Origin of the sequence: Rhodococcus sp. P14, from assembly GCF_000256505.1 — a bacterium.
In the GTDB taxonomy this organism is placed as follows: Bacteria; Actinomycetota; Actinomycetes; order Mycobacteriales; family Mycobacteriaceae; genus Rhodococcus; species Rhodococcus ruber.
Map to the genome: position 1 here is coordinate 1 of NZ_AJFC01000086.1, position 21,957 is coordinate 21,957.

At 71.2% G+C, this 21,957-nt stretch carries 23 protein-coding genes, 1 tRNA gene and 2 pseudogenes; 12 read left to right on the forward strand and 14 right to left on the reverse strand.

Annotated features, from left to right (window positions below; all coding sequences use genetic code 11):
- The 3 genes and pseudogenes from OEY_RS0106380 to OEY_RS0106390 form a co-directional block, all read left to right on the forward strand.
- Nucleotides 1–483, forward strand: a pseudogene (locus tag OEY_RS0106380) (nitroreductase family protein); the annotation flags it as partial.
- Nucleotides 484–544: 61 nt separating this feature from the next.
- Nucleotides 545–1,498, forward strand: a complete 954-nt coding sequence (locus OEY_RS0106385; RefSeq protein ID WP_010593063.1) for an acyl-ACP desaturase — start codon at nucleotides 545–547, stop codon at nucleotides 1,496–1,498.
- On the forward strand, nucleotides 1,495–1,803 hold the full coding sequence (locus OEY_RS0106390) for a hypothetical protein (RefSeq protein WP_010593064.1): 309 nt from the start codon (nucleotides 1,495–1,497) through the stop codon (nucleotides 1,801–1,803). The genes OEY_RS0106385 and OEY_RS0106390 overlap by 4 nt, the downstream gene beginning before the upstream one ends.
- A 171-nt stretch (nucleotides 1,804–1,974) precedes the next feature.
- Here the strand turns inward: OEY_RS0106390 and OEY_RS0106395 are convergent, their stop codons facing one another.
- From OEY_RS0106395 to OEY_RS0106405, 3 genes are all read right to left on the reverse strand, one after another.
- The gene (locus tag OEY_RS0106395; protein WP_010593065.1) at nucleotides 1,975–2,877 is read right to left on the reverse strand and encodes a universal stress protein; all 903 of its coding nucleotides are present in this window, start codon (nucleotides 2,875–2,877) and stop codon (nucleotides 1,975–1,977) included.
- Nucleotides 2,878–2,923: 46 nt separating this feature from the next.
- Nucleotides 2,924–3,964 (reverse strand): LLM class F420-dependent oxidoreductase, encoded by a 1,041-nt coding sequence (locus tag OEY_RS0106400; protein WP_010593066.1) that lies wholly within the window; start codon nucleotides 3,962–3,964, stop codon nucleotides 2,924–2,926.
- 91 nt (nucleotides 3,965–4,055) lie between these two features.
- Nucleotides 4,056–5,006 carry a universal stress protein gene (locus tag OEY_RS0106405; RefSeq protein ID WP_010593067.1) on the reverse strand — a complete coding sequence of 317 codons (951 nt, stop codon included), beginning with the start codon at nucleotides 5,004–5,006 and terminating at the stop codon, nucleotides 4,056–4,058.
- A gap of 147 nt (nucleotides 5,007–5,153) precedes the next feature.
- Here OEY_RS0106405 and OEY_RS0106410 point away from each other — a divergent pair, with 147 nt between their 5' ends.
- The 4 genes and pseudogenes from OEY_RS0106410 to OEY_RS31125 all read left to right on the forward strand — a co-directional run.
- The gene (locus tag OEY_RS0106410) at nucleotides 5,154–5,606 is read left to right on the forward strand and encodes a CBS domain-containing protein (RefSeq protein WP_010593068.1); all 453 of its coding nucleotides are present in this window, start codon (nucleotides 5,154–5,156) and stop codon (nucleotides 5,604–5,606) included.
- A gap of 66 nt (nucleotides 5,607–5,672) precedes the next feature.
- Nucleotides 5,673–6,113, forward strand: coding sequence for an RrF2 family transcriptional regulator (locus OEY_RS0106415; protein WP_010593069.1), 441 nt, complete (start codon nucleotides 5,673–5,675; stop codon nucleotides 6,111–6,113).
- Nucleotides 6,114–6,168: 55 nt separating this feature from the next.
- The gene (locus tag OEY_RS0106420) at nucleotides 6,169–7,392 is read left to right on the forward strand and encodes a globin domain-containing protein (RefSeq protein ID WP_010593070.1); all 1,224 of its coding nucleotides are present in this window, start codon (nucleotides 6,169–6,171) and stop codon (nucleotides 7,390–7,392) included.
- 100 nt (nucleotides 7,393–7,492) lie between these two features.
- A pseudogene (locus tag OEY_RS31125) lies at nucleotides 7,493–8,338 on the forward strand (M28 family peptidase); the annotation flags it as partial.
- A 1,444-nt stretch (nucleotides 8,339–9,782) separates the two neighbouring features.
- Here OEY_RS31125 and OEY_RS0106430 read toward each other — a convergent pair.
- The 3 genes from OEY_RS0106430 to OEY_RS0106440 form a co-directional block, all read right to left on the reverse strand.
- Nucleotides 9,783–11,303, reverse strand: coding sequence for a glutamate-cysteine ligase family protein (locus OEY_RS0106430; protein ID WP_010593072.1), 1,521 nt, complete (start codon nucleotides 11,301–11,303; stop codon nucleotides 9,783–9,785).
- A gap of 76 nt (nucleotides 11,304–11,379) precedes the next feature.
- A complete protein-coding gene (locus OEY_RS0106435; protein ID WP_010593073.1) occupies nucleotides 11,380–12,204 on the reverse strand; it encodes a M23 family metallopeptidase in 825 nt (274 codons plus the stop codon).
- 318 nt (nucleotides 12,205–12,522) lie between these two features.
- Entirely contained in the window at nucleotides 12,523–13,296 is a 774-nt protein-coding gene (locus OEY_RS0106440; RefSeq protein ID WP_010593074.1) for a neutral zinc metallopeptidase, read from the reverse strand.
- 405 nt (nucleotides 13,297–13,701) lie between these two features.
- On the opposite strand from OEY_RS0106440, the gene OEY_RS0106445 reads away from it, so the two are divergent.
- Nucleotides 13,702–13,774: transfer RNA gene (locus tag OEY_RS0106445), tRNA-Arg, on the forward strand.
- A 38-nt stretch (nucleotides 13,775–13,812) separates the two neighbouring features.
- Here the strand turns inward: OEY_RS0106445 and OEY_RS28090 are convergent.
- The 3 genes from OEY_RS28090 to OEY_RS0106460 all read right to left on the reverse strand — a co-directional run bounded on the left by OEY_RS28090 (nucleotide 13,813) and on the right by OEY_RS0106460 (nucleotide 15,925).
- Nucleotides 13,813–14,340: a nitroreductase family deazaflavin-dependent oxidoreductase gene (locus OEY_RS28090; RefSeq protein WP_048774076.1), complete on the reverse strand. Its 528-nt coding sequence runs from the start codon at nucleotides 14,338–14,340 to the stop codon at nucleotides 13,813–13,815.
- Nucleotides 14,333–15,091: a hypothetical protein gene (locus tag OEY_RS0106455; RefSeq protein ID WP_010593076.1), complete on the reverse strand. Its 759-nt coding sequence runs from the start codon at nucleotides 15,089–15,091 to the stop codon at nucleotides 14,333–14,335. Before OEY_RS0106455 ends, OEY_RS28090 begins: the two co-directional genes overlap by 8 nt.
- Before the next feature lie 90 nt (nucleotides 15,092–15,181).
- Nucleotides 15,182–15,925, reverse strand: a complete 744-nt coding sequence (locus OEY_RS0106460) for a Clp protease N-terminal domain-containing protein (protein WP_010593077.1) — start codon at nucleotides 15,923–15,925, stop codon at nucleotides 15,182–15,184.
- A gap of 98 nt (nucleotides 15,926–16,023) precedes the next feature.
- Here OEY_RS0106460 and rpe point away from each other — a divergent pair, with 98 nt between their 5' ends.
- Complete coding sequence (gene rpe / locus OEY_RS0106465; protein WP_010593078.1) at nucleotides 16,024–16,743, forward strand: ribulose-phosphate 3-epimerase; 720 nt, start codon at nucleotides 16,024–16,026, stop codon at nucleotides 16,741–16,743.
- Between the two features lie 491 nt (nucleotides 16,744–17,234).
- Here the strand turns inward: rpe and OEY_RS0106470 are convergent, their stop codons facing one another.
- The 4 genes from OEY_RS0106470 to OEY_RS0106485 all read right to left on the reverse strand — a co-directional run bounded on the left by OEY_RS0106470 (nucleotide 17,235) and on the right by OEY_RS0106485 (nucleotide 18,729).
- Nucleotides 17,235–17,633, reverse strand: coding sequence for a DUF302 domain-containing protein (locus OEY_RS0106470; protein ID WP_010593079.1), 399 nt, complete (start codon nucleotides 17,631–17,633; stop codon nucleotides 17,235–17,237).
- A 25-nt stretch (nucleotides 17,634–17,658) separates the two neighbouring features.
- Nucleotides 17,659–17,928 carry a metal-sensitive transcriptional regulator gene (locus OEY_RS0106475; RefSeq protein ID WP_010593080.1) on the reverse strand — a complete coding sequence of 90 codons (270 nt, stop codon included), beginning with the start codon at nucleotides 17,926–17,928 and terminating at the stop codon, nucleotides 17,659–17,661.
- 130 nt (nucleotides 17,929–18,058) lie between these two features.
- Entirely contained in the window at nucleotides 18,059–18,418 is a 360-nt protein-coding gene (locus OEY_RS0106480; protein WP_010593081.1) for a rhodanese-like domain-containing protein, read from the reverse strand.
- Nucleotides 18,415–18,729, reverse strand: a complete 315-nt coding sequence (locus tag OEY_RS0106485) for a rhodanese-like domain-containing protein (protein WP_010593082.1) — start codon at nucleotides 18,727–18,729, stop codon at nucleotides 18,415–18,417. The genes OEY_RS0106480 and OEY_RS0106485 overlap by 4 nt, the downstream gene beginning before the upstream one ends.
- A 200-nt stretch (nucleotides 18,730–18,929) precedes the next feature.
- On the opposite strand from OEY_RS0106485, the gene OEY_RS0106490 reads away from it, so the two are divergent.
- From OEY_RS0106490 to OEY_RS0106505, 3 genes are all read left to right on the forward strand, one after another.
- The gene (locus OEY_RS0106490) at nucleotides 18,930–20,225 is read left to right on the forward strand and encodes a lactate 2-monooxygenase (RefSeq protein WP_010593083.1); all 1,296 of its coding nucleotides are present in this window, start codon (nucleotides 18,930–18,932) and stop codon (nucleotides 20,223–20,225) included.
- The gene (locus OEY_RS0106495; protein ID WP_010593084.1) at nucleotides 20,222–20,986 is read left to right on the forward strand and encodes an amidohydrolase family protein; all 765 of its coding nucleotides are present in this window, start codon (nucleotides 20,222–20,224) and stop codon (nucleotides 20,984–20,986) included. The genes OEY_RS0106490 and OEY_RS0106495 overlap by 4 nt, the downstream gene beginning before the upstream one ends.
- Nucleotides 20,987–21,135: 149 nt before the next feature.
- A complete protein-coding gene (locus OEY_RS0106505; protein WP_010593085.1) occupies nucleotides 21,136–21,594 on the forward strand; it encodes a hypothetical protein in 459 nt (152 codons plus the stop codon).
- Nucleotides 21,595–21,606: 12 nt separating this feature from the next.
- Here OEY_RS0106505 and OEY_RS0106510 read toward each other — a convergent pair whose 3' ends face one another.
- Nucleotides 21,607–21,936, reverse strand: a complete 330-nt coding sequence (locus OEY_RS0106510; protein ID WP_010593086.1) for a YnfA family protein — start codon at nucleotides 21,934–21,936, stop codon at nucleotides 21,607–21,609.
- Between the last annotated feature and the right edge of the window lie 21 nt (nucleotides 21,937–21,957).

The following is a 21,957-nucleotide window of genomic DNA, read 5'->3' on the forward strand; positions in this document are numbered from 1 at the left end:
GACATTCGCGGTGTCCGGGTTCGCCTGCTGGCCTCGGACGAGGCACCGGCCCTCGCCGACATGCTCACGTACTCGGCCGAGGCGATGCGCCGCAACCCGCACTACCAGCGCGAGATGTTCCGGTGGACGTCGCACTGGCATCCGGAGGGCAACGCCGAGGTGGTGACCGACTGGGGCGCCGACCTGGACGCCGGCGGAGCGGCCGGGCGCGCACTGATCACCACCGGCGTGCCGGACACCGCCGAACTCGCGGCGGCCATCGACCGGGAGACCGTGCTGGTCTTCTCGGTACAGTCCGCCGATCCGATCGACCTGGTGCGGGTGGGCATCGCATCCGAGCGGGCGTGGCTGGCGGCGGTCGATGCCCGGCTGTCCGCCTCCGTGCTCACCTATCCACTGCGCGTGGAGGACTCCGCGGCCCGGCTCGCCGAACGGATGGACCTCGACGGTCTTCCGCAACTGATCATGCGTATCGGGTTCTGACCGGACCGAACGGGGCGTCGCAGGGGGGCGCCCCGACCAATCAGAGAGGGAATGCATCACTGTGACAAGGGAACTCACGGACCTGCAGCTGCTCCGGGAGCTCGAGCCGATCGCCGAGGACAACGTCCACCGCCACCTGGCGATGGCGAAGGACTGGCATCCGCACGACTATGTTCCGTGGGACGAGGGCCGCAACTTCGCCGCCCTCGGCGGCACCGACTGGGATCCCGCCCAGTCCGCGTTGTCCGACACCGCCCAGGCAGCGATGATCACCAATCTGCTCACCGAGGACAACCTGCCCTCCTACCACCGTGAGATCGCCGAGCACTTCAGCCTCGACGGCGCGTGGGGCACGTGGGTGGGACGTTGGACGGCCGAGGAGAACAAGCACTCCGTCGTCATGCGGGACTACCTCGTGGTCACCCGCGGGGTGGACCCCGTCGCACTCGAGAACGCGCGCATGGCGCACATGACCACCGGCTTCGACCCGGGGTCGACATCGATGCTCGAGTCCGTGTCGTACGTGACCTTCCAGGAACTGGCGACCCGGGTCTCGCACCGCAACACCGGCAGGGCGTGCGGCGACCCGATCGCGGACCGCATGCTCGCCCGCGTCGCCGCGGACGAGAACCTGCACATGATGTTCTATCGCAACATCGTCGACGGCGCCCTCGACATCGCCCCCGACCAGACGTTGGCCGCGATCATGAGCGTGCTGACCCGGTTCCGGATGCCCGGTGCGTCGATGGCGAACTTCCGGCGCAACGCCGTCCTGATCGCCAAGGGCGGCATCTACGACCTGCGCCAGCACCTCGACGACGTGGTGCTGCCGGTGCTCCGCAAGTGGCGCGTGTTCGAGCGCACCGACTTCGGCGGCCGCGGCGAACAGCTGCGCGAGGACCTCGACGCCTTCCTCACCGATCTGCAGACGAAGGCCGAGCGGTTCGAGGAAGCCCGGGACCGCGCGCTCGCACGTCAGGCCCACCGCGACGAGCACGCGGGGGCGAGCGCATGACCAGCGTGCGTGAGCCCGGGACCGGAACCCCCCGGACCGGAACCCCCCGGACCGGAACCCCCCGGACCGGAACCACCGACAGCAAGCTGTTCGGCTCGGTTCTGGACATGGCGCGCGCCGCGAAGCGCGGCGACGTGTCCGGCTGGCTGACCGCCAAGAGCAGTACCCACCGCCCGGAGGACGTCGCCTACCTGAGCTCGGTGCTGCTGGGCGTCCTCATCGAGAACGACGCGGTCCGTCGCGGCATCCATCCCGCCGACGTCTGGCGCGAACTGCGCGAGCGTGGCCTCGACGACTTCGGCTGACTCGCGCACCGAGGAGACCACCGTGCGACGATGCCCGGCACCCGCTTCCGGGTGCCGGGCATCGAGCGTCCGGGTACGGTCGCGCGGTGCGGTGCTTCTCGCGCGCGTGAGAACGCGCGCGAGAAGCACCCAGCCGCGCAACCACATGCGGCGCAGGCCGGGACGGGAGGGCTACTTCTCGCCGTCGGGCCGGACGATCAGCACGGGGCAGTCGGCGGTCTGCATCAGCGCATTGCTGGTCGATCCGAGCAGCAGGCCCTTGAACCCGCCGCGACCTCGGGAGCCGACGACGATCAGCTGGGCGCGTTCGGCGTACTCGCTCAGCACCCGCACCGGCCGGTCCCGCGCGACGACGCGTTCGACGACGACGTCCGGGTAGCGCTCCTGGAACCCGGCGAGGTTCTCGGCGAGCACGACCTCCTCGCCCGTCTGGATCCGGCTCCACTGCGGATCCTCGGGCACCGCGCCCAGCGACGGCTGCACGCTCACGTCGCTCCACACGTTCACCGCGACGAGCGTGGCCTTGCGGGCGGCCGCCTCGGCGAACGCCACCTCGACGGCGCGCACCGACGCCTCGGAGCCGTCGACGCCCACCACGACCGGGCCGTCGGAGGGGGGTGCCCCGTCGAGGGTGCGGCCGCGCACGATCGCGACCGGGCAGTGGGCGTGCGAGGCGAGACCGAGGGTGACGGAGCCGACGAGCAGCCCCTTGACCTCGCCGAGGCCGCGGGAGCCGAGCACGACGGTGTCGGCACGGCGCGAAACCTCGACGAGGGTGGGGACGACCTTGCCCTCGATCTGCTCGGTGGTGATCTCGACCGGGCCCTGCTCGTCGGCGATGCGCTTGGCGAGCACCACGGCGCTGTCGAGCCGGGCCCGCGCCGTCTCCTTCATCTCCTCGTGGAAGCTCTCCGCGAGGTAGGGCTCGGAGTAGTAGAAGGCGGGGATGTGCACGACGGTGACGATGTGCAGCGGCAACGCACGGGCCGCGGCGGCGCGGGCCGCCCAGATCACCGCGGTGGCCGCCGCGTCGGATCCGTCGACCGCGACGACGATCGGTTGGGTATCGGTCATAGGTGTCCCCTCTGTCGGCGGGCCGGCGGCCCGGTTCTCGCGAGCGTCAGTTGCAGATCTCCCGCAGCTGTTCGATCAGTCGGACCCGGCCGGCGGTGTTCTCCGCGATCGGGGTGACGGTGAGGGTGGTGACGCCGGCTTCGGCGAACGCGGCGACCCGCTCCCGGACGTAACTCTCGGGGCCGATCAGCGAGACGGCCCGCACGAGGTCGTCGGGCACTGCGGCGGCCGCCTCCTCCTTGCGGCCGGCGAGGTACAGGTCCTGAATGGTCTCTGCTTCCTTCGCGTAGCCGTAGCGGACGGCGAGATCGTTGTAGAAGTTCTTCCCCTTCGCACCCATGCCGCCGATGTACAACGCCAGGTGCGGGCGCACGAAGTCGAGGAGGAAGTCGACGTCGTCACCGATCGCGAGGGCGGCCCCGACGTAGACCTGCAGGTCGCCCAGCGAGGGGTCGCGCTTGGCCTTGCCGCGCGCGAGGGAATCGCCCCAGACGTCGGCGGCCTTCTCCGGATGGAAGAAGATCGGCTCCCAGCCCTCGGCGATCTCGGCGGTCATCTCGACGTTCTTGGGGCCGATCGCGGCGATCAGGACGGGGATGCGTTCCCGCACCGGGTGGTTGATGAGCTTGAGCGGTTTGCCGAGCCCGGTGCCCTTCTCCGGCGGCAGCGGGATCTGGTAGTACTTGCCCTGGTATTCGACCTTTTCCCGGCGCCACACCTGACGGCAGATGTCGACGAGCTCCCGGGTGCGGCCGAGCGGCGCGTCGTACTTGACGCCGTGGAATCCCTCGATGACCTGCGGGCCGGACGCACCGATCCCCAGGACGAAACGGCCGTCGGAGACGTAGTCCAGTCCTGCGGCGGTCATCGCGGTCAGGCTCGGCGTGCGGGTGTAGATCTGGAAGATGCCCGAGGCCAGCTCGAGTCGTTCGGTCTTGGCCGCGAGGTAGCCGAGCTGACTGACCGCGTCGAACGAGTACGCCTCCGGCACGAAGATGATGTCGAGGCCGGCCCGTTCCAGATCGGCCACCTCCGCCGCCGTCTCGGCGAAGCCGCCGCTGTAGTTCAGTCCCATCCCGATGCGCATCGGCATACCCCGTGATCCGTTGGTGCGTGCCCGGACGGGCACGCTCGTACCGTTTTCCCGGTACCCTACCGCCGGGGCGCGGCACCGATCCTCAGGACTCGTCGGGGCGCACGACCATCACGGGGCAGTGGGCGTCCCGGATCAGCGAGTTGCTGGTGGAACCGAGCAGCATGCCGGTGAATCCGCCGCGTCCGCGGCTGCCGACCACCAGCAGCTGCGCCTTCTCGGACCAGGCGAGCAGGTGAGCGCGCGGCCCGTCGACGTACACCTCGCGGCGCACGTTCACGTCGGGGTAGCGGTCGTGGAATCCGGCGAGACGCTCGGCGAGCAGGGCCTGCTCGGATTCCGCGAACGCGTCGGGATCGATCGAGACCTCGACGGCCTCGTCGAACGTCCCGCGCCGCATGTCGCTCCACACGTGGACCGCGACCAGGTCGACACCCCGCAGACCGGCCTCCTCGAACGCCGCGTGCACGGCCTTCTCGCTGAGGGTGCTGCCGTCGACCCCGACGACGACGGGCCGGGTGTCGGGCAGGGACTCCGGTGCCTCGCCGCGAACGACGACGACGGGGCACCGGCCGTGGCTGGCCACGGAAACGGGGGTGGAGCCGAGCAGGGCCTCGCCCACCCGGCCGGTGCCGGAGGAACCGAGCACGAGCATGCGCGCGTGGGCAGACAGGTCGATGAGCCAGCGGGCGCTGCCGGTGGCGGCGAGTCGGGTGGTGATCTCGAGCGCCGGCGCGACGGTGCGGGCGACCTCCTCGGCCCGTTGCAGCAGCGTCTTGCCCTCGTCCTCGACCCATTCGAAGACCTGCGCGGTCTGGATGAACGGCGCCCCGCTGTACCCGCTGGGGGCGAAGTCCAGAGCGTGCACGATGTGCAGCGGCAACCCGCGGTCGGCGGCGGTCGCGGCGGCCCACCGGACGGCGTCGTCGGAGGCCGGAGAGCCGTCGATCCCGACCACCACGGTGTTCGACCGCACCGCCTCGTCGTGCGCGGGTTCGTGGTGCGTCTTGCTGCCGGGGAACTTCACGTCGGTCACCGCTCTCGTCGCAGGGATCGTCCTCGGCCTCGAGGTTAACCCGCTCCCCCTGGGCCAGGAATGGTCTTTGGTCCTTCTCCGGGAAGTCCGGAGCCACTGGTCCGGCGGGGAGGATGCGGCCACAATCGTGGGGAGAGGAGGCGCGTCATGTCCGGTGGTCCGATCCGCGTGACGGATGCCGCGGCCCGCAAGGTCCGCGCGGCGGACGTGATGAGCACGCCGGTGCTGGCGGTGACGGTGGACGCCACCTTGGAGCGGGCCGGGGAGGTGCTGGCGCGCAACGGTTTCACCACACTTCCGGTGGTGGACGAGTACGGCCGGTTGTGCGGCCTGATCACCGAGGAGGCCCTGGCGGGGGCGCACCTGGCGCGGCTGTCGGTGTATGCCGATCTGCCCGAGCCGATCGTGAGCGCGATCCGCCGGCCGCTGACGGTGCGGGCGGTGGCGCTGCCGCCCGTCGCCCTCGACGCGGACGCGGAGCTGTTCGACATCGCGCGAGCGATGCTGCAGATGCGGCTGCGGTCCGTGCCGGTGGTGCGCGACGGCCGGCCGATCGGAATCGTCAGCTGGCGCAATATCCTTCCCCTGCTCGAGCACTGAAGACCGGAAAGCGATCTGCGTCACATTAAATTGTCATTTGGGATGACAATTATCTAGTCTCGGTTCATGCAACTCACCCAGTTCACCGATCTCGGACTGAGAGTTGTCATGTACCTGGCGGCCGCCGCGCCCGACAGCTCCCCCAGTACCAGAAGCGTTGCCGAGCAACTGGAGTTGTCGTACGCCCACACCACCAAGGTGGTCGCACGACTGAGCGAACTCGGCGTCGTCACGACCCGCCGCGGCCGCGGCGGCGGACTGGCCATCACCGAACTCGGCCGGTCCGCCACCGTCGGATGGCTCGCCCGGCAACTCGAAGGCGACAACGAGGTCGTCGCCTGCGAGGGCGACAAGCCGTGTCCGCTGCGCGCCGGGTGCAGCCTCCGGGGCGCACTGCGACGCGCCCAGGAGGCGTTCTACACCGCCCTCGACGCCGTCACCGTCGCCGACCTCGCCCGCCCGCCCACCCGCACCGTCCTGCTCGAACTCACCCGCCCCGCCGTCTGACCGCAGGGTTCCACAGCCCGCGAACCCGCCCAGCCCGATCGAAACGGAGTCCACGATGCCGCTCTCAGCCGAGTCCAAGGAAGTCATCCGCGCCACCCTCCCCGCCGTGGGTGCCGCCATCGGCGACATCACCCCCCTGTTCTACAAGAAGATGTTCGCCGCGCACCCCGAGCTCGAGCGGAACCTGTTCAACCGCGGCAACCAGAAGCAGGGCGAACAGCAGAAGGCCCTCGCCGGCTCCATCGCCGCGTTCGCGACCCTGCAACTCGACCCCGATCCCGCCCGGGTCGAGGCCATCCTGTCCCGCATCGCGCACAAGCATGCCTCCCTCGGCATCAAGCCCGACGAGTACTGGATCGTCCACAAGCACCTGTTCGAGGCCATCGTGGAGGTCCTCGGCGAAGCCGTCACCCCCGAGGTCGCCGCGGCCTGGGACGAGCTGTACTGGCTGATGGCCAACACCCTCATCAAGCTCGAGGACGACCTGTACAAGGCCGCGGGCGTCGCACCGGGCGACGTGTGGCGCACCGTCCGCGTCGCCGAGCGCCGGCACCAGTCCGCCGACACGGTCTCGTTCGTCCTGACCTCGCTCGACGGCGCCCCGCTGCCTGCTTTCCGCCCGGGTCAGTACCTCTCGGTGGGCGTCGTGCTCCCCGACGGCGCCCGCCAGATCCGCCAGTACAGCCTGACCAACGCGCCGTCGCAGGGAGACTGGCGCATCACCGTCAAGCGGATCCTGGCGACCACCACCCCCGACGGCGCCGTCGCGCCGGCCGGTGAAGTGTCGAACTTCCTGTACGACAACGTCTTCGAAGGCGACGATCTGCAGGTGACCACGCCGTTCGGCGACCTGGTGCTGCCCGACGACGGCGCCCCGCTGCTGCTGGCCTCCGCCGGCATCGGCTGCACCCCGATGATCGGCATGCTCGCGCATCTGGCGGAAACCGGTGACGAGCGCAAGGTTTCGGTGCTGCACGCCGACCGCTCCGTCGCCAACCACGCCCACCGGCACGAACTCGCCACCCTCGTCGAGCGCATCCCGTCCGCCGAGGTGCACCGCTGGTACGAGGATCTCGGTGCCCGCGAACCGCTCGAGACCGTGCGCGTGGGCCGGGCCGACGTGTCGGACCTGCCGCTCGACCCGAACACCAAGGCGTACCTGTGCGGTCCGCTGCCGTTCATGCTCTCGCTGCGCGAGGCCCTGATCGAGCGCAACGTGCCCGCCGAGAACATCCACTACGAGGTGTTCGGCCCGGACAGCTGGGCCCCCAGCGCCTGAGTCCCAGCGCCTGAGTCCCAGCGCCTGAGTTCCCTGCGACCGTGCCCCGGCCCCGGCCGGGGCACGGTCGTCTCCACGATCCGGCGCTAGGCTCGCTCGCATGGACGACGTCGCGGTCCCCGCCCGTGCGGACACGCCCCGCGGTCCCGCCCGGATCGGACTGCTCGTGCTGCTCCTCGTCGCGCTCACGGCCACGCTGCGGACCCCGGTGGCGCCCGCGCCGGCCGACACCCCACCGACCGAGTTCAGCGCCGCCCGCGCGACGGCGCACGTCGAGGCGGTGGCCGCGCAGCCGCGCCCGCCCGGCTCGGCCGGCCATGCCGCGGCGCGGGACTACCTGGTCCGCGTCCTCGACGGACTCGGCTGGGCCGCCCGCGTCGACGACGGCGTCGGCTGGTCGACCACCGCCGTGCAGGGCACCCAGCGCGGCGGCCGGGTCGCCAACGTGGTCGCCACCCTCCCGGGCACCGACCCCACCGGTTCCGTCGTGCTCGCCGCGCACTACGACACGGTCCCCGCTTCCCCCGGCGCGGGCGACGACGGGATCGGAATCGCCACGGTCCTCGAGGCCGCCCGGGCCCTGTCCGCCGGCCCCCGTCCCCGGAACGACGTGACGGTGCTCGTCACCGACGGCGAGGAACGCGGCCTGCTCGGCGCCGAGGAGTACACGAGGCGGCAGCCGGCCGACGCGCGGCCGACCGTGGTGCTCAACCACGAGGCCCGCGGCAACGGCGGCGTCCCCGTCACCTTCCGGATCTCCTCACCCAACGCCGGTCTCGTGGGTGTGCTGTCCGACGTGCCGGGCACGACCGCGGACTCGTTCACCCAGACGGCGTTCGAGTTGCTGCCCAACGATACCGACTTCCGCCGCCTCACCGAGGCCGGCCTGCACGCCGCGGACACCGCGGTCGCCGGCGGCGGCGCCTACTATCACAGCCCCGTCGACACCGCGGACCGGCTCGACACCTCGTCGCTGCAGCGCATGGGCGAAACGACCCTCGCTGCGGCACAGCGATTCTCGTCCATCGACCTGGCCGAACTCGGTTCCGGCGGCGACGACGTCGTCGTCACCCTGCCCTGGGGACCGGTGCACTTCCCCCGCTGGCTCGAGATCGCCCTGACCGCGCTGCTCGCCGCCGTCACCGGTGCCCTCGTGGCCCGGCGGATCCGGGACGGCACCGCCTCGGCGGGCCGGCTCGCGGCATCGGGCGGGATCTCGATCGCCGTGGCGGCCGCGGCGGCGGGTGCGGCGTTCGTCCCGTGGTGGCTCGCGCTGCGGATCGCCCCCGGGCAGGCCTCGGCGGTCCTGCGGGAACCGTACCGGCCGGTGCCCTATCAGGTTGCCGCGGTGGCCGCGGCCGTCGCCGTCCTGCTCGCGGCGTACCCGGCGGTGCGCCGCCGCGTCGGCCCGGCGGCGTTCGCGACGGGCGCGCTGCTCGCCGTCGCGGTCACCGCCGTGGCCGCGCTGCCCTTCCTGGGCGTCGCGACCGTCCTGGTCCTGCCGGCGCTGCCGGCCGCGGTCGCCGCGCTCGTCGTGGACCGGCTGCCGGCCGACCGGCGCGGGTGGCGGACGCCCGTGACGGTGGCCGGGACCGTGCCGGCGGTCGTGGTGCTCGTGCCCGGCGCGGTCGCGTCGTTCGACGCCGGTCTGCTCACCGGAGCGCCGCTCGCGGGCGTGTTCGTCGCGGTGCTGTTCGCGCTGGCGCTGCCGCTCGTCGACGCCGCCGGCGACCCGTCGCAGCTGCGGCTCGCCGCGATCGATCGCCGCCGCGGCGGTCGTGGTGGTGGCCGCGCCGACCGGGGGTTGGGTCAACCGCGACGGCGCCACCCCGCCGCGGCAGGAACAGCTCCTCTACGCACTGAACGCCGACACCGGCGCCGCCGTGTGGGCCTCGCCGCGCGCCCCCGCGTCGGACTGGAGCCGCGCCCTGTTGACCGAGGCGCCGGCCACCCTGCCGGACGCGTTCCCGTGGCGCAGCGAGACCAGGTTCGCCCACGGCCGGGCACCGGCCGCGCCGCTGCCCGCGCCCGGGCTCGACGTCGTCGCGGACGTCACCGACGGCGACGAGCGGACGCTGACGTTGCGGCTGACGTCACCGCGCGGGGCGCCCACGGTCGGGCTGTGGGTGGACGAGACGACCGCGGAGGTGCGCGAGGTCGCGGTGGCCGGCCGGAACGCCGCACCGGCCGCGCCGTTCGGGTTCCTGTTCTCGGGGACGCCGGCCGAGGGCATCGAGGTGCGGCTGACCGTCGTTCCGCGCTCCGGTACCACCGTGCTGCACGTCGCCGATGTCACCGACGAGCTGACCGCGGTCCCGGAATACCGCGCTCCGGACGACCGGGTCGTGGTCACCCCGGCGGTCGCGGTGACCCGGACCGTCCGGTTGTGATCACACCGCGCCGAGCGGCCACTCGTGAACGGGCTTGCCACCGAGCATGTTCCGGATGTAGTCGCGCATCATTCCGTGGAGGGCGGTGCGCCGGTCGGCGCCGGCGTCCTCCCGTTCGACGACCTGCGCGCGCTGCCACGCCGCACCGGTCTGCCGGTTCAGGCACCGGCCCTCGATGATGCCCAGGTACCTGTCCCGCGCCTGCTGCGACAGGCCGAAGGCGGTCAGCCCCGCGTCCGCCATCGGCAGCAGCCGGCGCAGCACGAGTTCGTCGGCTCCGACCCACCCCAGTCCGGGCCAGTACAACCGCGCGTCGAGACCGTACTTGGCCCCGATCCCGAGGTTCTCGCGGGCGGCGTCGAAGCTCATGAACCGGCACAGCGGCACGTCGGCATCGACGAGAGCCCGCAGCGCCCCGTAATAGAACGCGGCGTTGGCCATGACGTCGAGCACCGTCGGCCCCGCCGGCAGCACCCGGTTCTCGAGCCGCAGGTGCGGGTGGTCGTCGGCGACGTCGTAGACGGGCCGGTTCCAGCGGTAGATGGTGCCGTTGTGCATCTGCAGCTCGCGCAGGCCCGGAGTCCGTCCGGCATCGAGCTCGGCGAGCGGGTCGACCTCGGAGACCTCGGGAAGCAGTGCCGGAAAGTACCGCGAGTTCTCCTCGAACAGGTCGGTCACCGAGTCAATCCAGCGCTCGCCGAACCACACCCGCGGGCGCACCCCCTGGTTCTTCAGCTCCTGAGTGCGGGTGTCGGTGGCCTGCGCGAACAGCGGAATCCGGCTCTCGTGCCACAGCGCCTTGCCGGCGAGGAACGGGGAGTTGGCGGCGAGCGCCACCTGCACCCCGGCCAGGCACTGGGCGGCGTTCCAGTGTTCGGCGAAGTCTTCCGGAGCCACCCGCAGATGCAGTTGCAGCGACGTGCACGCCGCCTCCGGCACGACCGAGTTGGCATCGGCCCGCAGTTGTTCGGCACCGTCGCGGCCGGGCAGGGGCACGCCGTCGAGATCGAGTTCGATGTCTTCGCCGCGCGCGGCGAAGATCTGCTCGTTGAGGGCCTCGTAGCGCGGATTGGCGGTGATGCGTTCCCGGTCGAGGTGGGCGAGCTCGAGCGTCGGCAGCATGCCGATCATGACGAGCTGGGCGTCCTGTCGGTGCATCCGCGTGTCGGCGCGGCGCAGCGACTCGCGCAGGGAGTTCTCGATGTCGAGGACGGCGTCGCCGGCGAACGGCCCGGGGTCGACGTTCATCTCGACGTTGAACTGGCCGAGCTCGGTCTGGAACACGGCGTGATCGTCGATCGCCTGCAACACCTCGAGGTTGCACATGGCCGGTTCCATGTCGTCCTGGACGAGGTTGAACTCGATCTCCATGCCCAGGAGCGGCTCCGGGCGTTCGCGCGCATCGGTGAAGGCGCCTTCGCGCAGCATCCGCTCCAGGGCGGCCAGGCAGGCCTGCACCTTGGTGCGGAACTCGCGCCGGTCGGCGCGAGTGAAGGACCGAGCCTTGATCTGCGTGCCCATGGAGCCGTGTCCCTCTCCCCTGCTAGGTGATGATTCGTCAGCCTAGCGGCCGAGCGACCGCAGGTGGGGGCGAGCGTCAGACGGCGCGGTAGCTGCTCCAGTCGGCGACGACGCCGCGTGTGCTGAGCCAGGCGTTGGGGTCGGTCTTGCCGCCGGCCTGATCCCACACCTCGAAGTGCAGGTGCGGTCCGGTGGACCAGCCCCGGTTGCCGACGGTGGCGATCTGCTGACCGGCGGTGACCCGCTGGCCGGCGCTGACCTGGTAGGTGTCCACGTGGCCGTAGACCGCGGTGGTGCCGTCGTCGTTGAGGACGCGCACCCACTGGCCGTAGCCGGAAGCGGCGCCCGCGTCGAGCACGGTGCCGTCGGCGGCGGACTTGATGGGGGTGCCGATGGGGGCGGCGATGTCGATGCCGCCGTGGTGGCTGCCCCAGCGGGGGCCGAAGTTCGAGGTGAGCGTGCCCGAGACGGGCTGCACGGTGGCGGGCTTGGCCGGGTTGAGGTTGTTCAGCCAGCCCTGACCCGTGGCGAACTGGTCGACCAGGGCGTCGAGCTCCGGCGGCAGGGCGGGAGCGGCGGCATGCCCGTGGCCGTGTTCGTCGGCGGGGGCGGGCGCTCCGGGCAGCTGCGGGAGCTCGAAGCCCTCGGGCAGCAGACCCTGGGGCACCTCGAAGGGCAGCGTGCCGGTCTGAGCGGGGGCGGGGGCGGCACTGGCCGTGCCGGCGGTGAGCTGCGCGCCGACGGCGAAGAAGGCGCCGGTGGCGGCGGCGACGGTGGCGGCCTTCACGGGCGCCGACGGGCCGGCGGGCTCGACGCGGTGCCGGCCGCGGCCGGAGGACGCACCGGACAGGTCCATCTCGAAGGTGGTCGCCTCGTCGCCTGCCCGCTGGTGCCGTCCCACAGTTGCTACCTCATCCGTCGTCCGTTGCGCGCCGGGTGACCCCCGGCCGTTTCTGGCGACTCAAAGTAACAAAACGATATAGGCCAGCGCCAGCGTTACGTTTCGGACACCGTCGCGGTGGGTAGGGCGGCCGACGCCGCGGCGCCGTCGTCGGCTGTCGCGCTTCCCGCGCCCTCGTGAACAGCGGAAACCCGTCCTGCGGTGGGCACGACACGGCGGAAGCGTCCACCGGACCCCGACGCCGCGTCCCACTCCCGCACAACCGGCCGGAGCCGCCTCCGGTTATGTGATTGTGATCACAGCGGTTCGCCTGCCGCCTCAGCCGACATACGCGAGGGGCGCGTCGGGGACATAGTCGACGCACGAGAGCAACGGCGTCGGCGACGGGCTGAGGTAGCCGGTATCGAATGCCTGGATGCGCTGCTCGACGGTGCCGTGGGTGCGCTCCGGCCCCTTGTCCTCCCCCACCGCGGCGAACGCCCGCCCCAGTGATGCCAGGTCGGCCTGCTCGATCGTGACGCCGAGATCCCGTTCGGAGTACGCGACGAAGGCGCCCGATCCGCAGTCGGCCTGGTTCTCGTACGGGATTGCGCTGTTGGGTTCTGCCGGGTCGGGCTGCGGCAGCCCCAGCATCGTCTGGAAGTGATGCGTCACCTCATGGCTCAGCACCGCGGCAACGGCGATCTCCCCGTAGTCACTCACCAGTTCCCTCGCCGCCTTCTCGCCGATGTAGAGGCTGCGGTCGGCCGCGCAGTACATCAGCGAGTTCTCGTCGTAGGCGCAGCCGGGCGCCGCCTCCCCCGGCTTCCCGGCCGATACCGCGTAGTAGGCGTTCGGATGCGGCATGTCCGTATAGGTGGCGTCGATCCACGACTCGATCGACGGAAGGAAGCACTGCACATACGGTCCCATCATCTCCGTCGTGTACTGCCCGGTGGGCCCGGCGGCGAACGGACACTCCGCCGTGGGCGAAAGCTGTTGCAGTGCAGCCTCGTCCTCCGCGGCGGCCGGAGCGACGGCACCGAGGGCGGGCACCACGGCGACGACGGCCACGGCGGCGAGGCGGATCGTGCACGAAACGGAACGAGGCATGAGCACTCCCGGGGGACGAGGATTCGGCTTGCGGATCCACCCTCCGGCGTGCGGGGGTCTCGATCCAGGGCTCTTCGGGCTGCGCCCCGTCACCCCGAGGGGGACGTTTCCCACCCCCGGGATCACTGGCCGCACCTCCGCCGGGATGCGCCCGACCGCCGCCGCCGGGGTGCGCCCGACTGCCGCCGCCGGGGTGCGCCCGACTGCCGTCGCCGGGGTGCGCCCGACCGAATGTCACATGCGTTCGGCTGGATCGACGGCGTGTGACATTCGGTCGGGCGGAGTGGCCGGGCGGAGTGGGCGGGTACAACCGCTGCGCCCCAGGTCCGCGACCGTTTCACACCGGTACCCCGATCCCGGCTACACTCACACCGCGCATCGAATCGAACCGGTTCACCGCGCGCCGCCCTCGTAGCTCAGGGGATAGAGCACGGCTCTCCTAAAGCCGGTGTCGCAGGTTCGAATCCTGCCGGGGGCACACGGGAACGCCGGCCGAGTTCCGCTGCCGGCCCTGGATCAGTCGACCTTCGCTTCAGGGGCGACGTCGAGCCGCAGGTACGACCGGACGCCGAACAGGCGGTGCATCCTTCTCGATGCCGGTGTCAGATGCGGTTCCGCTTCCGCTGCGGGCACGATCACGGGAGCGACGACGTCGTAGCGCACGCCGGCCTGCTCGAGGGTGCAGCCCCCACCGGCCAGGACGTTGCGGCACCAGTCGACGTCGGTGCCGTAGGGCAGATGGACGAAGAACGACTGTCCGGCTCGTTCCGCCCAGACCGGGGTGACGTACGGCTTCCCGGATCGGCGGCCGACGTGGTGCACCGCGGTGACCGTCGCCCCTCTCCTCTTCAGGATCACCGGGTTGAGGACGGACTTGTTGTACCGGCGCACGGCAGTCAGGGCGGGCTTCCAACGCGAGCGCCACACGGCGACACGCACCACCGTGAAGGCTGTGTCGACGACGAGCACGGCGCCGTCGTACACCCGCTCGGCCAGTCGCCGGAGCACGGACCGGCCGGTCGCAGCTCCACCCTCGTCACTCACGGGGGATATCGGCCCGGCTCGCCGTGTCGGCCGAGCGGCCGTCGGCATCCGGTCCGTCCGCGGAGTTCGCCCACCGGAGGAACCTCGCTGCGAGGTCGGCACGTAGTTCAGCGAAGAGGTCGCCGTCCCGCGCGGGGTCCAGGTGCTCGACGGTGTCCAAGTGCGCCCGTACCGTCACGGATTCGTCGCCGCGAAGGCTGGCGATCCACCGCTCCACCGGGCCGGGCGGAGCGGGAACCGGACGGGGCACCACCACGTACTTCTCGAAGACCTTCCGAAACCGCTCCCAGCATTCCTGTTCCTGCTGCAGGAGGTACCACGGCCACTCGACGACCCGCCCCCGGAGGCACACCCTCGTCGAGGGGCCGTACTCGAGCGGATTCCACTGTGGCGGACGCGTGAACACCACCTGCAGGTCCACACAGCCCCGGTCGCTGCCGGGTGTACTCATCAGCGACAGGGTGTGCAGGTTCCGACCGTCCCCGGGACACCGGTACCGGATCGCCGGCGCACCCTGGCACGGCGCGTAGTAGCTTGCCGGCACGATCGCCGCGCCGTCGACGATCCAGCCGACGGACAGATCCTCGTGGCCGTGCTCGAAGGAGATCAGCACGGTTTCGGAGAAGTCGATCTGCCGGCCGACCCACACCCCGCGTCGGCAGAGCGACGGCGTCTTCGTGTAGTCCTCGGTCACGAGATGCCGCCCGGTTTCCGAGCGTTCCCGGGTCTTCTCGACGAGCGGGTAGGTCATTGCTCCCCCTCTCGGCTTACTCGACTCCACGGTAGACCGAAGAGCAGGCGGCGGAGCCGGTTTCCTGCTGCGGAGCGGACAGCTACCTGCTCAGTCCGATCGTCCGTGCGACTCGTACGCGGCCTGTTCCGCCGCCACGGCCTCGGCGACGTGCGCTTCGGCGACGGCGGCGTCCACCCCGAGACCGCCGAGAACGCCGCTGCCGTTCTCGTGGTCGAGCAGGGCGAGGAGGATGTGCTCGGTGCCGATGTAGTTGTGCCCGAGCCGCAGCGCCTGCCGGAAGGTCAGTTCCAGCACTTTCCGGGCGCGCGCGTCGTAGGGGATCAGGTCGGGCACATCCCCCGTCGCCGGCGGGAGCGTCGCCGCCACGGCGCGACGGACCGCGTCCGGCGACACATCCTGCGCGACGAGCGCGCGCATCGCGAGGGCTTCGGGTTCGCTCAGCAGACCGAGCACGAGATGCTCCGGGGCGATCTCGGCATTGCCGGCCGCCCGGGCCTCGTTCTGTGCCGCCACGACGACGTTCCGGGCACGTTCGGTGAATCGGCTGAAGCCTTGTTCGGAATCGAGATCGGCGGAACCCTTGGGCACGAAACGTTTCTGGGCCGCCTGCTTGGTGACGCCCATACTGCGGCCGATGTCGGTCCAGGACGCGCCGGAGCGACGGGCCCGGTCGACGAAGTGGCCGATCAGGTGGTCGGCGACCTCTCCGAGATGCTCGGCGGCGAGAACGGCGTCCGTCAGTTGTTCGAGGGCATCGGAGTGGACCTTCTCGATGGCGTCGATGAGGTCGTCCAGCCGCACGGGATTGCTCATGGGGATCGGATTCGTCATTCGTCAACCATAGGTTGACGCATGACGCTCGTCAACGCTCGGTTGACGACGATTCCGGCGTGCCTCCCACGTGCGCCGACTCCGGGTACCGTCGTCGCATGGACCCCGATGTCCGCACCGGCCCCGGCCGCCGCCGCGAGCCCCTCATCGCACCCAGCCTGGCCTCGGGCGACCTGGCGCGTCTCGCGGACGAGGCGCGGATCGTGGCCGGTGGATCCGACCGCGGAGCCGACTGGCTGCACATCGACGTGATGGACGGGCACTTCGTCCCCAACCTCACCTTCGGGCTGCCGGTCGTGCGGTCCCTGGCCCGGCACACGCCGCTGCCGCTCGACTGTCACCTGATGATCGAGGACCCCGACCGGTGGGCAGTCGACTACGCCGAGGCCGGCGCGTACAACGTCTCCGTGCACATCGAGGCGACCCGCGACCCGATCGCCCTCGCCGGTCGCCTGCGAGCCGCCGGCGCCCGTGCCGGTCTCGCGTTCGCACCGCAGACCCCGCTCGAACCGCACCTCGGCACGCTCGCGCACTTCGGCACGCTCCTGGTGATGAGCGTGCCGCCGGGTTTCAACGGTCAACGGTTCATTCCCGAGATGCTCCACAAGGTGCGCACGGCGCGACGCCTGGTCGACGCAGGTGAACTCGACCTGCTCATCGAGGTCGACGGAGGGGTGAACCTCGACACCATCGGGGCTGCGGCGACGGCCGGTGCCGACTGCTTCGTGGCCGGCACCGCCGTCTACGGCACGGACGACCCGGCCCGCGCCGTGCGCCTGCTGCGGGAGAAGGCCCGGACGGCGTACGGGAGACCGTGACACACGGGAGACCGTGGCACACGGGAGACCGTGGCACACGGGAGACCGTGGCACACGGGAGACCGTGGCACACGGGAGACCGTGGCACACGGGAGACCGTGGCACACGGGAGACCGTGGCACACGGGAGACCGTGGCACACGGGAGACCGTGGCACACGGGAGACCGTGGCACACGGGAGACCGTGGCACACGGGAGACCGTGGCACACGGGAGACCGTGGCACACGGGAGACCGTGGCACACGGGAGACCGTGGCACACGGGAGACCGTGGCACACGGGAGACCGTGGCACACGGGAGACCGTGGCACACGGGAGACCGTGGCACACGGGAGACCGTGGCACACGGGAGACCGTGGCACACGGGAGACCGTGGCACACGGGAGACCGTGGCACACGGGAGACCGTGGCACACGGGAGACCGTGGCACACGGGAGGCAGCGACGAACGCGAAACGGGCGCCGAGAGACATCCCGGCGCCCGTCGTGACGGCTCAGCTACCCAGCGCGTCGATCGCCGCCTGCAACCGCCGCGCGGCCTCGTCGGCGACCGGCTGCAGCTCGGGGTCTTCGGCCACCTGCACCATCAACTGCGGATTCATGGCTTCGACGTGGACCGTGCCGGAGTCCTCCGGATCGCGCCGGACGACGACGTTGCACGGCAGCAGCAGCCCGATCTGCCGGTTGGCCGACACGGCCCGGTGCGCGAGCGGCGGGTTGCACGCCCCGAGAATGACGTACGGCTCCATGTCGACGTCGATCTTGGTCTTCAGGGTGGCCTGCATGTCGATCTCGGTGAGCACCCCGAAGCCTTGCTCCTTCAGTGCCGCACGAGTGCGCTCGACGACGTCGTCGAGCGGGGCGCGCAGCGTGGTGGCGAGGGCGAGTGTCATAGCGCTCCTTCGTGATTCGCTGATGTCAGGCGAGCGCGAGGAAGAGCTTCTCGAGTTCCTCCTCGGTCAGCTTGTCGACGCAGGTGTCGTCCTGCTCGTCGAGGACGCACTGCCGCAACCGGGTGGCGACGATCTTGAAGCCGGCCCGGTCCAGGGCACGCGAGACCGCGGCGAGCTGGGTGACCACCTCGCGGCACTCGCGCCCGCTCTCGATCATGGAGATGACCCCGGCGAGCTGGCCCTGCGCGCGACGCAGCCGGTTGAGAACCTGGGTGGTGGATTCTGCGGCATTCACGGTGTTAACTGTCATGGTCGGCCCCTTCATACTGAAGATGAACACATCATACCCCGTGGGGTATTCCCGCGCCCACCTTCCGACTCGATGCCGCCTCCCGGATCACGGGCCGCTCGATCCGGCGTCGCCTTCAGCGGCGACCGCCCCTGACCACCCGCTCCCCGGCCCGTTCCCAGGCGATCATGCCGCCACGCAGCGAGGCCACGGGCGCCTGCGCCTCCGGGGCGAACATCCGCGCGGCGCTGGCCGACCGCATGCCGGAGTGACAGACGAACACCACCGGCCGGTTGCGGACGATCCGCGCCGCGCGCGTGGGGACCTGGGACAGCTCGCAGTGCTGTGCGACGGGCGCGTGCCCGGACCGGTACTCGGCGGCGGACCGCACGTCGACGAGGACCGCCCCGGCCTCGAGCAGCTCGCGTGCGCGACGGACGTCGACCGTCTCGTAGGGTTTGGCGAAGCGCGCCTTGACCTTCTCGAGCAGGCTCATCGGGTGCCACCCTGCTCGACCGGGTGACCGGCCCGCAGCCAGCCCTTGGTGCCGCCGGCGACCGAGACCGCAGGCCGCCCGGACGCGGACACGATGTCCGCCCCGCGCAGGCTGCGATTACCGGAGGCGCAGACGACGTAGACGAGGTCGGCTCCCGGGATCTCGGCGAGTCGGGACCCGAGTTCGCCGAGCGGAATCCACTGGGCGCCGGGCACGTGCGCCTGCTCGTACTCGTAGTCCTCGCGCACGTCCACCACGGTCGCGCCGGACTTCCACGCGTCGGCGAATGCGGTGATGTCGATTTCCCTCATGTCCACTCCTCGGCCCACACCGGTGGGCATCGTGCCGTCGTTCGAGGTTCATACCCCGAGGGGTACTACATACCCTAGGGGGTATATGCAGATCTGTCCACCGTCCCCGCCCGGGCGACGGCCGCCCGGGTCCGGCGCCGCGACCGTTCCGGTAGCGTCCGAGACGATCCCCGACCCGATGCACCTGGGAGGAATCGCCGATGAGCGAGGGACCCGTGGCGCCGCAGCCCGGCGCGGGCCGTGCCCGTCAGAACGTCATCTACCGGGCCGGAGTGCTCGGGCGTACTCCCCCGGTGCCGACCGACTTCGCCGGGCTGGAACGTCTGGCGCGACGGAAGACGAGCCGCCGCGGCTGGGCCTACATCGCCGGGGGCGCCGGTGAAGGCGCGACGATGCGCGCCAACCGGGAGGCGTTCGACCGCTGGAAGATCGTCCCCCGCGTCCTGCGCGACGTCTCCCACCGCGACCTGAGCGTCGAACTGTTCGGCCGCACCCTGCCCGCCCCGGTCCTGCTGGCGCCGGTCGGCGCCGCCGAACTCGCGCATCCCGACGCCGACGTCGCGATCGGTGGCGCGGCGGCCGAACTCGGTGTGCCCTACATCCTCTCCAACCAGGGCTGCGCGCCGATGGAGGCCACCGCGGCGGCGATGGGAGATGCCCCACGCTGGTTCCAGTTGTACTGGAGCAGCGACGACGACCTCGTCGACAGCCTGCTCGCCCGCGCGAAGGCGATCGGCGCGGACGCCGTGGTCGTCACGTTGGACACCACCCTGCTGGGCTGGCGGCCGCAGGATCTCAACCTCGGTTCCCTGCCGTTCGCCCGCGGCGAGGGGATCGCCCAGTACACCTCGGACCCGACGTTCGTGCGCATCGTCCGCGACCGCATCGCGGCGGCCGCCGGTGCCCGTCCCGAGGTGGAGGTGACCCTCGGCGCGATCAGGTCACTGCTCTCGATGAGCCGGCGCTACCCCGGCCGCCTCCTCGACAACCTCCGCTCCCCCGAACCCCGGGCCGCGGTCGAGACGTTCCTCGACATCTACTCGCGACCCTCCCTGACGTGGACGGAGATCGAGTCGCTGCGCGAACGCACCGATCTCCCCGTGCTGCTCAAGGGCATCCTCCATCCGGACGACGCCCGCCGTGCCCTCGACGCCGGGGCCGACGGCATCATCGTCTCCAACCACGGCGGCCGCCAGGTCGACGGCGCCATCGCCGCCCTCGATGCCCTGGTCGGCATCGTCCCCGCCGTCGACAGCCGGGTGCCGGTACTGCTCGACAGCGGAATCCGCACCGGATCGGATGTGTTCAAGGCGCTCGCGCTCGGCGCCGACGCGGTCACCGTCGGCCGCCCCCACCTGTACGGCCTGGCCGTCGGCGGCCGGGACGGAGCCCGCGACGCCGTCGCGAACATCATTGCCGAGTTCGACCTGACGCTCGGGCTCAGCGGGCTGACGTCGGTGAAGGAGATCACCGCGGACGCGGTGACCCGCACGTGACCGGTGCACACCGGATGCCGATCTTCGACGCCCACCTCCACATCGTCGATCCCCGCTTCCCGGTGATCCCGAACCAGGGATACGTGCCCCCGCCGTTCACGGTGACCGACTATCTCGAGCGGGTCCGCGGGCTCGGCGTCACCGGTGGCGTCGTCGTGTCCGGCTCCTTCCACGGCTTCGACCAGAGCTACCTGCTGGACGCCCTCGCGCTGCTCGGACCCGGCTTCGTGGGAGTCACCCAGCTGCCGGCGACCGTGACCGACGACGAGATCACGCGGCTGAACGACGCCGGGGTGCGGGGCATCCGGTTCAACCTGCGCCGCGGCGGTTCGGAATCCGCCGACCACCTCGGCACGCTCGCCCGCCGGGTGCACGACGTCGCCGGCTGGCACACCGAGTTGTACGTCGACGCGCGCACACTGCCCACCCTGACCGGGACGATCGCCGCCCTCCCCGCGGTCAGCATCGACCACCTGGGCCTGTCCGCCGCCGGACTTCCCCACCTGGCGGCACTCGTCGACCGCGGGGTCCGGGTCAAGGCGACCGGTTTCGGCCGAGTCGACTTCGACGTCGCCCCCGTGCTGCGCGCCGTGGCCGACCGGAATCCCCACGCCCTGATGTTCGGCACCGATCTACCGTCCACCCGGGCCCCGCGGCCGTTCCTCGACGCGGACGTCGAGATCGTCACCGACACCCTGGGCCCGGAACTCGCCGCGCGGGCACTCCACGACAATGCCGCGCAGTTCTACCGCGTGCGTTGACATCCCCGGCAACCAAGATCTGCGAAACGTCGTCTGCTCCGCCGTCCGCGATCTACACTCGGGGGCGTCATTCGGTGCGCGGGGCGCGCCGCCGGCGGGGCGCGGCGGTCGGCACCCGGACGTGACATTCCGATCCCAGGAGCATCAGCATGAGCGCCGCCCGAACCACCCGAGCAATCCTCGCCACCGCCGCGCCGATCGCGGCCGCCGTCCTGTTCGCCGGCAGCGCCGGCGCCGCACCGCCCCAATCCCTCGGCACGGCACTGACCTTCGGATGCCTCAACCAGGGCAGCCTGGCCTCGATCACGGCGGTCACCGCGCAGGCCGGACCGGAGGCGAATCCCGGGATCCCACCCGGGCACGTACTGTTCTCCACCGCACCGGGACTGGGTCCCATGCCTGCCGCCGGGCAGGTGTCGGTCGCGTGGCTCAATCAGAGCACCGGCCAGGCGGGGATCGTCGACCTCGAGGGGACGTACCCGAACCTGGCGAAGGTGGTGAACACCGGTCCGGGCACCGTGCTCACCACCGTGTTCGGTTCGGTGAACCTGAGCAGCGGCCCGATCTGCAATTCGACACCGGCCGTGGGGACGGTGACCGTCGGCTGACTTCGTCGGAATTCAGCGCGGGCTGTACATGATCAGCGCCACGCCGAGCAGACAGACGAGCGCCCCGGCCACGTCCCACCGGTCGGGGCGGAAGCCGTCGACGATCATCGCCCACCCGAGGGATCCGGCGACGAACACTCCGCCGTAGGCGGCCAGGATGCGGCCGAAGTTCGCATCCGGCTGCAGCGTTGCCACCATCCCGTACGCGCCGAGCGCGATCACCCCGGCCCCGACCCAGATCCAGCCGCGCTGTTCCCGGATCCCCTGCCACACGAGCCAGGCGCCGCCGATCTCGAACAGCGCCGCCACGGCGAACAGGGCGAGGGACTTCGCGATACTCACGCGAAGCACCCTACGGCGTTG

Bases quoted from the DNA above. Each gene is read 5' to 3' on its own strand.
- OEY_RS0106390 (WP_010593064.1), top strand. From the start codon at position 1,495: ATGACCAGCGTGCGTGAGCCCGGGACCGGAACCCCCCGGACCGGAACC.
- OEY_RS0106395 (WP_010593065.1), bottom strand. From the start codon at position 2,877: ATGACCGATACCCAACCGATCGTCGTCGCGGTCGACGGATCCGACGCG.
- OEY_RS0106400 (WP_010593066.1), bottom strand. From the start codon at position 3,964: ATGCGCATCGGGATGGGACTGAACTACAGCGGCGGCTTCGCCGAGACG.
- OEY_RS0106410 (WP_010593068.1), top strand. From the start codon at position 5,154: ATGTCCGGTGGTCCGATCCGCGTGACGGATGCCGCGGCCCGCAAGGTC.
- OEY_RS0106415 (WP_010593069.1), top strand. From the start codon at position 5,673: ATGCAACTCACCCAGTTCACCGATCTCGGACTGAGAGTTGTCATGTAC.
- OEY_RS0106420 (WP_010593070.1), top strand. From the start codon at position 6,169: ATGCCGCTCTCAGCCGAGTCCAAGGAAGTCATCCGCGCCACCCTCCCC.
- OEY_RS0106430 (WP_010593072.1), bottom strand. From the start codon at position 11,303: ATGGGCACGCAGATCAAGGCTCGGTCCTTCACTCGCGCCGACCGGCGC.
- OEY_RS0106440 (WP_010593074.1), bottom strand. From the start codon at position 13,296: ATGCCTCGTTCCGTTTCGTGCACGATCCGCCTCGCCGCCGTGGCCGTC.
- OEY_RS0106455 (WP_010593076.1), bottom strand. From the start codon at position 15,091: ATGACCTACCCGCTCGTCGAGAAGACCCGGGAACGCTCGGAAACCGGG.
- OEY_RS0106460 (WP_010593077.1), bottom strand. From the start codon at position 15,925: ATGACGAATCCGATCCCCATGAGCAATCCCGTGCGGCTGGACGACCTC.
- rpe (WP_010593078.1), top strand. From the start codon at position 16,024: ATGGACCCCGATGTCCGCACCGGCCCCGGCCGCCGCCGCGAGCCCCTC.
- OEY_RS0106470 (WP_010593079.1), bottom strand. From the start codon at position 17,633: ATGACACTCGCCCTCGCCACCACGCTGCGCGCCCCGCTCGACGACGTC.
- OEY_RS0106480 (WP_010593081.1), bottom strand. From the start codon at position 18,418: ATGAGCCTGCTCGAGAAGGTCAAGGCGCGCTTCGCCAAACCCTACGAG.
- OEY_RS0106485 (WP_010593082.1), bottom strand. From the start codon at position 18,729: ATGAGGGAAATCGACATCACCGCATTCGCCGACGCGTGGAAGTCCGGC.
- OEY_RS0106490 (WP_010593083.1), top strand. From the start codon at position 18,930: ATGAGCGAGGGACCCGTGGCGCCGCAGCCCGGCGCGGGCCGTGCCCGT.
- OEY_RS0106505 (WP_010593085.1), top strand. From the start codon at position 21,136: ATGAGCGCCGCCCGAACCACCCGAGCAATCCTCGCCACCGCCGCGCCG.